The organism is Oceanobacillus sp. FSL K6-3682, from assembly GCF_037976165.1.
Lineage (GTDB): Bacteria > Bacillota > Bacilli > Bacillales > Amphibacillaceae > Oceanobacillus > Oceanobacillus sojae.
Map to the genome: position 1 here is coordinate 701,429 of NZ_CP150263.1, position 12,381 is coordinate 713,809.

14 protein-coding genes and 1 pseudogene are annotated in these 12,381 nt (G+C 40.9%); all 15 read left to right on the forward strand.

What is annotated here, in order from left to right; genetic code table 11:
• Positions 1-95: 95 nt before the first annotated feature.
• The 15 genes and pseudogenes from MHH51_RS03605 to MHH51_RS03675 all read left to right on the forward strand — a co-directional run bounded on the left by MHH51_RS03605 (position 96) and on the right by MHH51_RS03675 (position 12,374).
• Positions 96-1,226 carry a 1-propanol dehydrogenase PduQ gene (locus tag MHH51_RS03605; protein WP_147209351.1) on the forward strand — a complete coding sequence of 377 codons (1,131 nt, stop codon included), beginning with the start codon at positions 96-98 and terminating at the stop codon, positions 1,224-1,226.
• 251 nt (positions 1,227-1,477) lie between these two features.
• Positions 1,478-2,050, forward strand: a complete 573-nt coding sequence (locus MHH51_RS03610) for a response regulator (RefSeq protein WP_147209352.1) — start codon at positions 1,478-1,480, stop codon at positions 2,048-2,050.
• Positions 2,043-3,428 (forward strand): histidine kinase N-terminal domain-containing protein, encoded by a 1,386-nt coding sequence (locus MHH51_RS03615; RefSeq protein WP_147209354.1) that lies wholly within the window; start codon positions 2,043-2,045, stop codon positions 3,426-3,428. Before MHH51_RS03610 ends, MHH51_RS03615 begins: the two co-directional genes overlap by 8 nt.
• Positions 3,429-3,549: 121 nt before the next feature.
• Entirely contained in the window at positions 3,550-4,977 is a 1,428-nt protein-coding gene (eutA, locus tag MHH51_RS03620; protein ID WP_156985786.1) for an ethanolamine ammonia-lyase reactivating factor EutA, read from the forward strand.
• A 32-nt stretch (positions 4,978-5,009) separates the two neighbouring features.
• Complete coding sequence (locus MHH51_RS03625) at positions 5,010-6,377, forward strand: ethanolamine ammonia-lyase subunit EutB (protein WP_147209357.1); 1,368 nt, start codon at positions 5,010-5,012, stop codon at positions 6,375-6,377.
• Between the two features lie 12 nt (positions 6,378-6,389).
• Complete coding sequence (eutC, locus tag MHH51_RS03630) at positions 6,390-7,283, forward strand: ethanolamine ammonia-lyase subunit EutC (RefSeq protein WP_339284529.1); 894 nt, start codon at positions 6,390-6,392, stop codon at positions 7,281-7,283.
• A 63-nt stretch (positions 7,284-7,346) separates the two neighbouring features.
• The gene (eutL, locus tag MHH51_RS03635; RefSeq protein ID WP_339284531.1) at positions 7,347-8,000 is read left to right on the forward strand and encodes an ethanolamine utilization microcompartment protein EutL; all 654 of its coding nucleotides are present in this window, start codon (positions 7,347-7,349) and stop codon (positions 7,998-8,000) included.
• 9 nt (positions 8,001-8,009) lie between these two features.
• Complete coding sequence (locus MHH51_RS03640; protein ID WP_339284533.1) at positions 8,010-8,552, forward strand: BMC domain-containing protein; 543 nt, start codon at positions 8,010-8,012, stop codon at positions 8,550-8,552.
• Positions 8,553-8,579: 27 nt separating this feature from the next.
• Positions 8,580-8,870: a propanediol utilization microcompartment protein PduA gene (gene pduA / locus MHH51_RS03645; RefSeq protein WP_077604702.1), complete on the forward strand. Its 291-nt coding sequence runs from the start codon at positions 8,580-8,582 to the stop codon at positions 8,868-8,870.
• A 40-nt stretch (positions 8,871-8,910) separates the two neighbouring features.
• Positions 8,911-9,549 (forward strand): annotated as a pseudogene (gene eutD, locus MHH51_RS03650) (ethanolamine utilization phosphate acetyltransferase EutD); the annotation flags it as partial.
• A gap of 230 nt (positions 9,550-9,779) precedes the next feature.
• Entirely contained in the window at positions 9,780-10,049 is a 270-nt protein-coding gene (locus tag MHH51_RS03655) for a EutN/CcmL family microcompartment protein (RefSeq protein ID WP_077604700.1), read from the forward strand.
• Positions 10,050-10,078: 29 nt separating this feature from the next.
• Positions 10,079-11,197: an ethanolamine utilization protein EutH gene (gene eutH / locus MHH51_RS03660; RefSeq protein WP_339284534.1), complete on the forward strand. Its 1,119-nt coding sequence runs from the start codon at positions 10,079-10,081 to the stop codon at positions 11,195-11,197.
• A 65-nt stretch (positions 11,198-11,262) separates the two neighbouring features.
• Positions 11,263-11,601 (forward strand): BMC domain-containing protein, encoded by a 339-nt coding sequence (locus tag MHH51_RS03665; protein WP_077605184.1) that lies wholly within the window; start codon positions 11,263-11,265, stop codon positions 11,599-11,601.
• A 16-nt stretch (positions 11,602-11,617) separates the two neighbouring features.
• The gene (locus MHH51_RS03670; protein WP_156985782.1) at positions 11,618-12,166 is read left to right on the forward strand and encodes a EutP/PduV family microcompartment system protein; all 549 of its coding nucleotides are present in this window, start codon (positions 11,618-11,620) and stop codon (positions 12,164-12,166) included.
• A 1-nt stretch (position 12,167) separates the two neighbouring features.
• Entirely contained in the window at positions 12,168-12,374 is a 207-nt protein-coding gene (locus MHH51_RS03675; protein ID WP_339284537.1) for a hypothetical protein, read from the forward strand.
• Positions 12,375-12,381: the final 7 nt, after the last annotated feature.

Consider the following 12,381-nt stretch of genomic DNA (forward strand, 5'->3'; position numbering starts at 1 on the left):
ACGTGTAGTTTTAAAAGCAGAGGAGCTTTGCAGAATGATAAATTCTGTAGAGCTCCTCTGCCTTTTTTTATGCCAAAAAATGAGGAGGAGTTTTCTTGAAAAAGGTGGCTTTTCAAACGGATATTTACTACGGGAAGAACGCTTTGGATTATTTGAAAACAGTTAGTGCTAAACGGATTTTCATTGTTGTGGATCCCTTTTTAAAAGAAACAGAGATTTTGGAGAAAATAGAAGGGTATCTTTCAGAAGGAGATAATGTGTGGCGGTTATTTACGGATGTTGTGCCTGATCCGCCGATAGAGAATGTTGCTGCCGGTGTAGAGGCAATGAAGGATTTTGAGCCTGATTTTGTCATTGCCATTGGCGGAGGATCGGCAATGGATGCGGCAAAAGCGATGAAGGATATCGCCAGGAAGGTATATTCTATTGACCAGCTCCCGCTTCTTGCTATTCCAACAACAAGCGGCACAGGGTCGGAAGTAACCTCCTATTCTGTTATAACGGATCAAAATAAAGGAGTAAAGTACCCGTTAACAGCAGATTCTCTTATTCCGGAGACGACTATTTTAGATGTAGAGCTTGTGAAAACTGTCCCTAAACCGATTGTGGCTGATACAGGGATGGATGCCTTAACACATGCTGTAGAGGCTTATGTTGCGAAAAATGCCAATGATTTTTCAGATGCCATGGCGGAGAAGGCCATTCGTCTGTTGTTTGATTATTTGCCAAAATCCTATCAAAATGAACAGGACGAAGAAGCAAAGGAAAAAGTTCATCATGCTTCTACATTGGCTGGTTTTGCATTTAATACGGCCGGTTTAGGGATCAATCATAGTATTGCTCATGCCAGCGGGGCAAGGTTTCATGTTCCACATGGCCGTCTGAATGCTATTTTACTCCCGCACGTCATTGCTTTTAATGCAGGTATCCATCAAAATCACCATCAGTATATAACTCCGGCAGCAGAAAGATATGCAATGCTTGCCCGGTTATTGAATCTTCCTGCAGCAAATCATGCCAGCGGAGTAAGAAGCCTTATTAAAGAAATAGAGAAGCTCCGGAAAAAGTTAGACATTGCTGCCAATTTAAAAGAATATCAATTGGAATACAATGATGAGATAGAAAGAGAAATTGCAGAGGCTTCATTAAACGACAGCTGCACAAATATGAACCCTGTTAAACCGGCCCCTCAGGATATCACAGCTATTTTAAAAAAGATAAGATAATTATGCGGATTGACTTCAGTGTAAAAGAGGCTTGCAAGAAAGTGCTTTCAAATATATAATGGTTGTAGAAGCACAATGGCGTGCATAAGTAATCAAATGAATGCAGTTAGTTGATGATAAAAGCAAAGGGGCTTTGGAAAAGAATGTATCTTTTTCATGCCCCTTTTTTGCATTTTTTACGGCTGAAGTCTTATTAAATTCTTCAATAATCAATAATCAACAATGAATTATACTGTTTAAGGAGTATGGATATGAATGAAAAAATTGTGATAGTCGATGATGAACCTATTACAAAGATGGATTTGCAGGAGCTTTTGGAAGAAGCCGGGTACAATGTAGTAGGACAGGCTTCCGACGGATTTGAAGCAATTGATGTTTGTCAGGAACAACGTCCAGATCTCGTTATCATGGATATAAAAATGCCTGTACTGGATGGACTCAAGGCCAGTAAGAAGATCATGTATGACAAGATTGCCGGAGGTATATTGCTGCTTACTGCTTTTTACGATGAAGCATTTGTGAAAAAAGCAAGAGAAATTGGGGCTCTTGGATATTTAGTGAAGCCGCTGGATGAAAAATCATTTATTCCGACAGTGGAAATGTGCTTATCACGGGCAGAAAAGATCCAGTCCCTGGAAAAGCAGGTGCAGGAAGTATCTCAAAAGCTGGAAGACCGGAAGATTATTGATATAGCTAAGGGTTTATTAATGAAAGAGAGAAATCTGGATGAGCAGGAGGCTTATAAGCTTCTCCGGAAAATGAGTATGGATGGAAGGAAGTCCATCAGTGAAGTTGCAAGGACGATAGCTATTGTTTATGAATAAACAAATAGATAAAATTATGGAATTATGCAAGAAGTATACAGAAATGACAGATAAAGAGATTGAAATTATTTATCAGAAAGCGCATGCTCTGGATGAACTGGCAACTATTTTTGATTGTGATATTTTTATAGATGTTCCTCTGAAGAACAGTACTGCCTCCATCGTTATTTATCATGTTCTTCCTGTATCGAAGGAATCACTCTATGAGCAATCTCCTGTAGGCCAGCCGGCAATGAAGATGAATGAACCGGGGGTCTGGAAGGTTTCACGGGCTGGTGGAAAGCTGAAAGGATATAAAGCGTTCACACAGGAAAATGTGTTTATCCGGCAAAATATATATGCCATTGAATATCAGGACAAGATTCTTGGAACATATATTATGGAAACGCCTTTTCATGAAGTGCAGAAGGATGGAACAGAAGAACAAAATGATTATATGGTTATGACTGCCCGATTAAACAACTATATTGATGATGCTATCTATTTTTTTGACTCATCCAGCAGGCTGATTTTTCAAAATGAGAAAGCAGATAGTATTTTAAAAGACAGTTTACAGGAGGAAGTTTATTATAATCAATTGTTTGGCAATCAAATTCCTTATAGTGATCTGGTCTTAAATGATAAAAAAGCATTTATGAAGGAAATTGAGCTCGATGATAAATTTTATATGATGAAGCGGATTATTCTCGAGGATGATAAGCTGGAATTTGCGATTATTCTAAGGGATATTACGCAATTGAAAAACAAAGAAGCTGAAATTATTTCCAAGACAGAGGCAATTCGGGAAACGCATCACCGCATAAAAAATAATTTGCAGACAATGGCTTCTCTTTTGCGGATGGAGAAAAGAAGAAGTGAGAATGAAGAAATTAAGCATATTTTATCAGACAATATGAATCGGGTAATGTCGATTGCTGCTACGCACGATATTTTAGCAAGACAGCTCGGTGATAAAGTAGAGTTAAGCGAAGTAATTAAATTTATTGTGAATAATATGCATCGGAGCTATATGCTTTTAAACAACCTTGAATTAAGTCTTGATGCAGAGGAATCTATTATTGTCAGAAGTGAAATCGCCACATCTGTTTCTCTTATTGTGAATGAACTCGTACAAAACAGTTATAACCATGCTTTCATAGGGAAAAGCAATGGGAAGCTGAAGGTTTCTTTGAAAAAACAAGATGACACAGTATTTATCACCGTTGCAGATAATGGTATAGGCTTTTCAATCGATGAAATTAAAAAGAATAGCCTGGGGTTAGTTATCGTTCAAAATTATGTGAAAGACAAGTTGAAAGGAACGATTCAATTTAATCGCCAGAAAAAGGGTATGGAAGTTACCTTTCAATTTAAACAGACACTGTACAATGATGTATAAGTGAATCCGAAAGCAAAGAAGCTTAAGGTATAAATGGGATTGCTATGTGCAATTTTTTATACTTTAAGCTTCTTTGCTTTTTTATATCCTTTAAAAGCTTAACAGAAGGGAGGAGGAGAAAATGGCTGAAAATGTTTTAAGTGTCGGGATTGATATTGGGACTTCGACCACACAGCTTGTATTCTCGCATCTGAAGATTGAGAACACAGCTTCTGCTTTTAATGTCCCGCGCATTGTGATTGTTGATAAGAAGGTTGTATATAAGAGTGACATTATCGATACCCCGCTTTTGGAAGGAAAGCGGATTGATCAATCCCGCATCGAGCAGTTTGTAGCGAGTGAGTATCAAAAAGCAGGTATTGCCAAAGAAAGCATTCAAACGGGCGCTGTCATTATTACTGGAGAGACTGCCAGAAAAGAAAATGCAGAAGAGGTTTTACAGGGCTTGAGCGGATATGCTGGAGATTTTGTTGTTGCAACTGCCGGGCCGGACTTAGAAAGTGTTATTGCAGCGAAAGGAGCCGGACTTCACCGGTATTCCAAAGAACACGCCGGGAAGCTCGTCAATCTGGATGTTGGCGGCGGAACAAGCAATATGGCTGTGATGCAACGGGGAGAAATAGTAGAAACCGGCTGCTTAGATATCGGTGGCAGACTTGTCAAGGTAAATAAGGAAACAAAAAAAATTGAATATATTTCAGAAAAAATCCAGGCCTTAATTAAAGAAAATGGATGGCCCATTTATGTAGGAGAAAAAGCAACAGAAAATTTATTTAAACCGCTGATTGAGCGTATGGTACATCTGTTGGAGGAGAGCGTAGGCATCCGGCCGCAGACAGAGGCCTTTAGCAAAATAGTGACACATAGAGGAATTCAATACAAAGAGGATATTTCACATATTTCATTTACGGGAGGTGTTGCAGAGGCAATCTATTGGCCGGTTGAAGGCGATGTGTTCAAGTTTGGGGATATTGGCATTTTACTGGGAGCAGCAATCAGTGAATCTGCATTAACGAAGCGCTTAACGCTGGTAGAACCAAAAGAATTAATTCGGGCAACAGTTGTTGGAGCTGGATCACATACGACAGAAATTAGCGGAAGCACTATTCATTATTCTCAAAACCAATTTCCGATTAAAAATATCCCGGTTGTAAAAATTCCTGATAAAGAGATGGCCCAATTTCATTCCATCGCAGCTTATACAGATGAAAACTTAAGCAGATTCCAATTGGAGGAAGAGAAACAGCGTGTGGCAATATCTTTTTCAGGCAGGGAAATATCGAGTTTTAAAAATATCACAAGAGTGGCAGAAGAAATTATAAAGGGTTCCAGAAGTTATCTGAATTTAGGACTTCCGCTCATTGTTATTGTAGAGAAGGATATTGGAAAAGTGCTTGGCCAGACGCTCTATACAATGCTTGGGCAAGATATTGAAATCATTTGTATTGATAGTGTTTTTGTAGAAGATGGCGATTATATTGACATTGGCCATCCGCTTGCAGAAGGGAGTGTATTGCCGGTAGTAATTAAAACACTCGTATTTAATTAAGCTATTTTGCAAATTTCGAGAGGAGGATATGCATGATTTTGAGTACAGTATTATTCGGAAGAACCTATCAATTTAAATCAATCAACGAAGTAATGGCGAAAGCAAACGAAGAAAAATCAGGGGATGTGATGGCCGGGATTGCAGCAGAATCCGCAGAAGAGCGTGTCGCTGCCAAAGTCGTTTTAGCAAATTTAACATTGGAGGATTTGCGGAACAACCCTGCTATCCCTTATGAGCAGGATGAGGTTACAAGGATTATTCAAGATAGTTTGAATGAGAAAATCTATGATTCTATTAAGCGTTGGACTGTACAGGAGCTCCGTGAGAAAATTCTTGATTATAATACATCAGGAAATGATATCAGGAGAATTTCAAGAGGGCTGACCTCAGAAATGGTGGCAGCAGTAACCAAGCTGATGTCCAATTTAGATTTGATTACAGCAGGAAATAAAATAACTGTTACAGCACATTGTAATACGACAATTGGATTAGAAGGAACCTTATCAGCGAGATTACAGCCAAACCATCCATCTGATAATGAAGACGGAATTGTCGCATCCATTTTAGAAGGTCTTGCATATGGATCTGGCGACGCTGTGGTTGGATTGAATCCGGTCGATGATACGCTTGAAAGTGTGAAGCGGATGTTCCATCGTCTGGAAGAAGTGAAAAATAAGTATGCAATTCCTACTCAGAATAGTGTGCTTGCCCATGTAACAACACAGATGCAGGCTATTCGGGAGGGCGCACCTGCTGATTTAATCTTCCAATCTATTGCCGGCTCTGAAAAAGGAAATACAGCTTTTGGAATAAGCGGCGAACTAATTGCGGAGGCAAGAGAGCTTGCTTTGCGTGAAGGAACAGCAGCCGGACCAAATGTCATGTATTTTGAAACTGGACAGGGAGCTGAACTATCCTCTAACGCCCACCATGGTGTGGACCAGCTCACTTTGGAAGCCAGATGCTATGGGTTTGGCAAAACCTATGAGCCTTTCCTGGTGAATACAGTTGTAGGATTCATTGGGCCGGAATATTTATACGATTCTAAGCAGGTTATCCGGGCTGGATTAGAGGACCATTTTATGGGTAAGCTTTCCGGGCTTCCGATGGGCGTGGATGTTTGTTATACCAACCATATGAAAGCAGATCAGGATGATATGGAGATTTTAAGTACACTGCTTGCCCAGGCTGGAGTTAATTTCTTAATCACTGCTCCTCATGGCGATGATGTCATGTTGAACTATCAAAGTCTTGGCTATCATGAAATTCAGACATTGCGGGAATTGCTGCAGCTGAAACCAATTAAGGAATTTGAAGAGTGGCTTCGAAAAATGGATGTTATTGATTTATCCGGCAGATTAACGAAGCAGGCAGGAGACGCATCATTATTCTTAGTGTAAGGAGGAGAAAGGATGGTTACAGATCCAGAATTAAAAACGCTGATTGAAAAGATTGTCCTGGAAATGGCGGGAGAAAGCAAAGCTTCTGAGGAGCATACACCAAAATCAAAGCAAACCGATATTACAAATCATGCTGTCAGTGAGGAAGTGCTGCCTGATATATCAGAAATACTGATTAAGAAAGAACTTCTTGTACCGAATCCGGCAGATGAAGAAGGATATTTGGATATGAAGGATAAAACGCCTGCACGATTGGGAGTATGGCGGAGCGGCGCACGCTATATGACCTCCAGCGCATTAAGATTTAAAGCAGATCACGCTGCTGCTCAGGATGCTGTGTTCTCTTATGTCAGTGAGGATTTTGTCAAAGAAAATAATCTATTTCCTGTTGCAACTGTCTGTCAGGATAAGGATGAGTACGTAACCCGGCCTGACTTAGGAAGGCAATTCTCTGATGAGGAGAAAGAAAAAATAAAAGCGCATTGCGGTAACCCTAAAGTACAAATTGTTGTAGGAGACGGCTTGAGCTCGGCTTCCATCGAAGCAAATCTGGAAAATACTTTGCCAGCTATCAAACAGGGCCTGAATCTGCATGGTATTGACGCCACGAATGATTTATTTATAAAGCATTGCCGTGTGCCGGCGATGGATGTCATTGGTGAATTAACAGGAGCTGACGTTGTCTGTCTGCTTGTCGGTGAGCGTCCCGGTCTGGTTACAGCAGAATCAATGAGTGCTTACATCGCATATAAACCGACTGTCGACATGCCGGAAGCAAGACGTACTGTTATATCGAATATCCACGAGGGCGGTACACCTCCAGTTGAAGCGGGAGCACATATCGCGGAATTAATTAAAAAAATGATTGATAAAAAGGCTTCAGGTCTTGATTTGAATAAGGTCTAAGAGATTTTAAAGAAATAATGAATATGTTGCTGGACGATAAAGCTTAGAAAGGGAGGGTTTACCATGAAGGATGATGCAATTTATGCACAGGTTCTGGGCGTGAAGCTGATTTCAAATGTGGATGCGCATTTAGCAGAAGAATTAAAACTACTGCCCAACCAGCGGAGCATCGGGATTCTGACAGGAGATATTGATGATGTTGTCTACACAGCATTAGATGAAGCGACAAAGAAAGCAGATGTAGAGGTGGTTTATGCAGAATCAATGTATGCCGGTGCGGACAATGCAACCACAAAATTAACCGGAGAGGTTATTGGTATTCTGGCAGGCTATAATCCGGAAGAAGTAAGAAGCGGATTAGATGCAGCAATTTCCTATATTGAGAATGATGCCTATTTTGTCAGCGCCAATGAGGATGATTCTATTCCTTATTTTGCGCACTTAGTATCAAGGACTGGAACATTTCTTTCCAAGCAGGCAAATATAACGGAAGGGGAAGCAATCGCTTATTTAATTGCTCCGCCATTGGAAGCTGTTTATGCGTTGGATATGGCGTTGAAGTCAGCAGATGTGAGGCTGGCTGCATTCTTTGGTCCACCATCTGAAACAAACTTTGGAGGGGCCTTACTAACCGGAAGTCAATCTGCCTGTCATGCTGCCTGTGAAGCATTTGCACGCGCAGTAAATGATGTGGCAGATAATCCAAAAGGATATTAGGTGAGATAAATGGAAGCATTAGGATTAATTGAAACGAGAGGATTATTGAGCTCTATTGTAGCAGCAGACGCAGCGGTAAAGGCGGCAAATGTGAAGCTCCTGGATGCAGAAATTATCAAGGGCGGGCTTGTTACAGTTCAGCTGCTTGGAGATGTTGCGGCTGTTCAGGCGGCAGTGGAAGCTGGTGAAAATGCAATTACATCACTTCAAACATTGATTTCCGTCCATGTTATTCCGAGAATGCATCATGAAACCAGCGCTTTGCTAAAAAAGCTTCCATTACAGGAAGCAGCCCCTGCCAAGCTGGAAGTTGAGATACAGCCCAGCCCTGAAGCTGAAAACAAACCAGGTATAGATACAAAACCTGATTATTCCACCCCGGGATGGAAACTGGAAAATCTGGAAAAAATGACAGTGCTTCAATTAAGACAGCTGGCCAGAGCAAATGATATCACCCTGCTGGATCAAGCAAAAAATATAAAATATGCAAGAAAGAGTGAGTTAGTCCAGGCAATACTTGCAAAAGACAGTAATGAAAAGAAAGAAAAATAGGTTAATTACTTAAAGGAGGAATTTATAATGCAAAATGCAAATGCGTTAGGAATGGTAGAAACAAAAGGATTAGTCGGGGCTATTGAAGCAGCTGATGCAATGGTAAAGGCAGCAAATGTTACGTTAGTTGGCAAAGAACAGATTGGTGCAGGGCTGGTAACTGTACTTGTCAGAGGAGATGTGGGAGCAGTAAAAGCAGCAACAGATGCTGGAGCAGCAGCTGCTGACCGTGTAGGGGAGTTATTATCCGTCCATGTTATTCCACGTCCGCATACTGAGGTTAGTGCAATCCTTCCAAAGCAATTTGATGAAGCTTAAAATCTGGAAGTAGCGGAGCTTTAGAATTGAGGTGATTGATTTGGACGAGCTACTTGTAAAAACGATCGAAGAAGCAGTAAAGAAGGAAATGCTGAACCAGTCTTTAGTTGAAATAGAAGCCTCTGGCAGGCATGTACATTTAAGCAGAGAAGCTGTCGATTATTTATTTGGTGCAGACTATCAATTAACAAAGGCTAAAGAATTATCACAGCCGGGTCAGTACGCATGTAAGGAAAGAATTACAATCAAAGGACCTAAGGGAAATCTTGAAAATGTAGTGATTTTAGGACCTGAAAGAAGCTCCTCCCAGGTTGAAGTGTCTAAAACAGATGCAGTTGTTTTAGGAGGGAATATCCCGGTGAGAGAAAGCGGGGATATTGACGGAACACCAGGGGTAACACTTGTCTATGGAGATAAGGAATTGCAGCTGGATAAAGGACTTATCGTCGCTAAACGGCATATTCATGTAGCTTTGCATGATGCTGCGAAACTCCAGGTAGAGCATAAAGAAATCGTACAGGTAAAGGTGTTTGGGGAACGGTCACTTATATTTGATGATGTTGTTATACGTGTTCATCCCAACTATCAGACTTATATGCATATTGATTTTGATGAAGCAAATTCCTGTGGGTTCCAGCAGGGAGCACTCGGCAAGATTATTAAAAAGAATGCGGAGGAAGCATCTTCAAATATAGAAAAGGCTGATAAACCTCTAGAAAGCTGTCATGCATCTGGAAATGACACGGAATTTATAGAGAAGCGGGTCATTACAGAAAGAGATTTACAAAAGCTGCTGATGCAGAAAAAGAAGAAGGTTCTGATTCCGCAAAATAGTATTGCTACGCCGCTGGCTATGGACTACGCAAAAAAGCATAAATTAGAAATTCAACGATGTGAGGAGAATGAGGAATGATCATCGGCGATGTGATGGGCTCTGTATGGGCAACACGAAAAGATGAAAAGCTGAACGGGCTGAAGCTGTTAATTGTCAAACCAACATATAATGATGATTTATCCTCTACCTTTGTTGCTGCGGATTTAGCGGGTGCTGGTGTTGGAGATACCGTATTAGTAACGAGAGGAAGCAGTGCGAGGTCTGCTTTTGGAAAAGAAAGACTGCCCATCGATTCCGTAATTGTAGGCGTGGTTGATTCAATTGATATGGTTCAAAAAGAATAGAAAATCACATGAGTTGAGGGGGAAGAGGTATGGGCATAAATGAGATTGTAATTTATATTATGGTCATTTTCATGGTAGTCGGTGCCATAGATAAGATATTTAAAAATAAACTCGGACTCGGAGATAAATTTGATGAGGGTATTATGGCAATGGGTGCCTTGGCACTTGCGATGGTCGGTATTATTGTCATGGCTCCTGTCCTTGCGAATGTGCTGAGCCCTGTTATTGTTCCAATTTATACGGCGCTTGGTGCAGATCCGGCTATGTTTGCCGGAAGTTTATTAGCTATTGATATGGGAGGCCTGCAGTTGGCTCAAGAGCTGGGACAGAGTCAGGATGCAGCTATGTTCTCTGGTATTATTCTTGGAGCAATGATGGGGGCGACAATTGTATTCTCTATCCCTGTATCCTTAGGAATTATTAAAAAGGAAGATCAGCGTTATCTTGCTACCGGTATGCTGGCAGGCTTTATTGCAATTCCTTTTGGAGCAATTGTTGGTGGATTAGTAGCAGGGTATTCCTTTTCCATGGTTATTATGAATTTAATTCCTATCTTTATCCTGGCAGCCCTCGTTATTTTGGGACTTTGGAAAATACCAAATCAGATGATTAAAGGCTTTACGATTTTTGGTTATGGCGTGGTAGTAGTTGCAACAGCAGGCTTGGCAATCGGTATTATTGATGTTCTGACAGGTTTTACCGTTATACCTGGAATTGCTCCTTTAGGAGAAGGGATAGAGGTAGTTGGAAGTATTGCGATTGTGCTGGCCGGAGCCTTTGTTATGGTAGAAGTAATCACCCGTGTGTTTAAGAAGCCGCTGATGAACATGGGAAAAATGCTCGGTATGAATGATGTTGCTGCAGCTGGTATGGTTGCAACACTGGCTAATAATATTGCCATGTTTAATTTGATGAAGGATATGGATAATCGTGGAAAAGTAATTAACGTAGCATTCTCTGTACCAGCAGCCTTCGTACTCGGAGACCATCTGGGATTTGCTGCAGGAGTAGCACGAGAAATGATTTTTCCAATGATTATTGGAAAGTTCGCCGGAGGGATTATCGCAATTGTAATCGCAATTGTGATTGCAAATGCTATTTTAGGAAAAAGCGAAGAGAAAGAAACCAAGCTTACAAAAGCTACCTGAGAAATATGAAAAGCAGCTTTCCTATTCCGGGAAATGTAAAAAAGGGAAGGAAAGAAGGAGTGCATATGGAAGAGAAAAAAAGGTTTATTCAAGAATTTGTACCTGGAAAACAAGTAACTCTGAGCCATTTAATAGCTAATCCTGTTGAGGATATGTTCGATAAATTAGGCGTGCAGCAGGCTGGAGCATTAGGGATACTAACGCTGACACCGAGCGAGACAGTTATTATAGCCGGCGATCGTGCCACGAAAGCTGCAAATGTGGATATCGGGTTTCTTGACCGGTTTACTGGGAGCCTAGTGATTGTAGGCAGTGTTTCCGAGGTGGAGACAGCACTGCATGATGTAAATCAATTTTTGGCAGATATTTTAAGCTACACACCTGCAGAAATTACTAAATCTTAAAAAGGGAGGGGGGTAAATGCCATTGAAAAATCGAGCCATGATTCTTGGCGGAATAGATGCTGGAAAGACGACGTTAAAGGAAGTGCTTTTTGGTAGAGAGAGACAGCCGAAAAAAATAAAAACACAGTCTTTGATTTATGAGGATTGGATTGTCGATACTCCCGGGGAATATACAGAAAACCCCTTGCATTACCGGAGTATTATGGCAACCTCCCTTGAGATTACACATGTGTTATTTGTGCAGGATGCAACCAATGAAAAAACAATTTTTGCACCCGGGTTCAGTCTAGGAATTAATAAACTGCCGATCGGTGTTGTTACAAAAGCAGATGCAAGTGAAGCCAATATAGAACAAGCAATCAGCTTATTAAAAAAGGCAATTGTCAAAGGGCCGATTGTTATCACATCTGCCTATACAGGGGAAGGTATAGATATCATTCCTGCTCTTGTCAGATGTCAGTCATTGGACGAAATGAAAGCATATGCTGCCAGCCATCAATCTGAGAATCTTATCTTCCATGAAAATGCTAAAGTCCGGAGACAGCAGAGCAGGAAGGAGGAATGAGATGGATAGAGAGCTTGTAGAAAGAGTAACGAAAATGGTTATCACCGTTTTAGAAGAAATGAAGGAAGAGGATGTCAGCAAGAATACAACTATTAAAATATGGCCTCATGAAAGTCCGCTTCCAGATCCTGTTGAACAGCAGGCTGAGGTGGTGGATCAAAAGATAGGTGAGGTAATTACTCTCAAACCATATACAAAAGGAAATTAGGCAGGGA

What these genes read in the sequence shown, in the direction of transcription:
- MHH51_RS03610 (WP_147209352.1), top strand. Translation starts at nt 1,478, where the DNA reads ATGAATGAAAAAATTGTGATAGTCGATGATGAACCTATTACAAAGATG.
- MHH51_RS03615 (WP_147209354.1), top strand. Translation starts at nt 2,043, where the DNA reads ATGAATAAACAAATAGATAAAATTATGGAATTATGCAAGAAGTATACA.
- eutA (WP_156985786.1), top strand. Translation starts at nt 3,550, where the DNA reads ATGGCTGAAAATGTTTTAAGTGTCGGGATTGATATTGGGACTTCGACC.
- MHH51_RS03625 (WP_147209357.1), top strand. Translation starts at nt 5,010, where the DNA reads ATGATTTTGAGTACAGTATTATTCGGAAGAACCTATCAATTTAAATCA.
- eutC (WP_339284529.1), top strand. Translation starts at nt 6,390, where the DNA reads ATGGTTACAGATCCAGAATTAAAAACGCTGATTGAAAAGATTGTCCTG.
- eutL (WP_339284531.1), top strand. Translation starts at nt 7,347, where the DNA reads ATGAAGGATGATGCAATTTATGCACAGGTTCTGGGCGTGAAGCTGATT.
- MHH51_RS03640 (WP_339284533.1), top strand. Translation starts at nt 8,010, where the DNA reads ATGGAAGCATTAGGATTAATTGAAACGAGAGGATTATTGAGCTCTATT.
- pduA (WP_077604702.1), top strand. Translation starts at nt 8,580, where the DNA reads ATGCAAAATGCAAATGCGTTAGGAATGGTAGAAACAAAAGGATTAGTC.
- MHH51_RS03655 (WP_077604700.1), top strand. Translation starts at nt 9,780, where the DNA reads ATGATCATCGGCGATGTGATGGGCTCTGTATGGGCAACACGAAAAGAT.
- eutH (WP_339284534.1), top strand. Translation starts at nt 10,079, where the DNA reads ATGGGCATAAATGAGATTGTAATTTATATTATGGTCATTTTCATGGTA.
- MHH51_RS03665 (WP_077605184.1), top strand. Translation starts at nt 11,263, where the DNA reads ATGGAAGAGAAAAAAAGGTTTATTCAAGAATTTGTACCTGGAAAACAA.
- MHH51_RS03670 (WP_156985782.1), top strand. Translation starts at nt 11,618, where the DNA reads ATGCCATTGAAAAATCGAGCCATGATTCTTGGCGGAATAGATGCTGGA.
- MHH51_RS03675 (WP_339284537.1), top strand. Translation starts at nt 12,168, where the DNA reads ATGGATAGAGAGCTTGTAGAAAGAGTAACGAAAATGGTTATCACCGTT.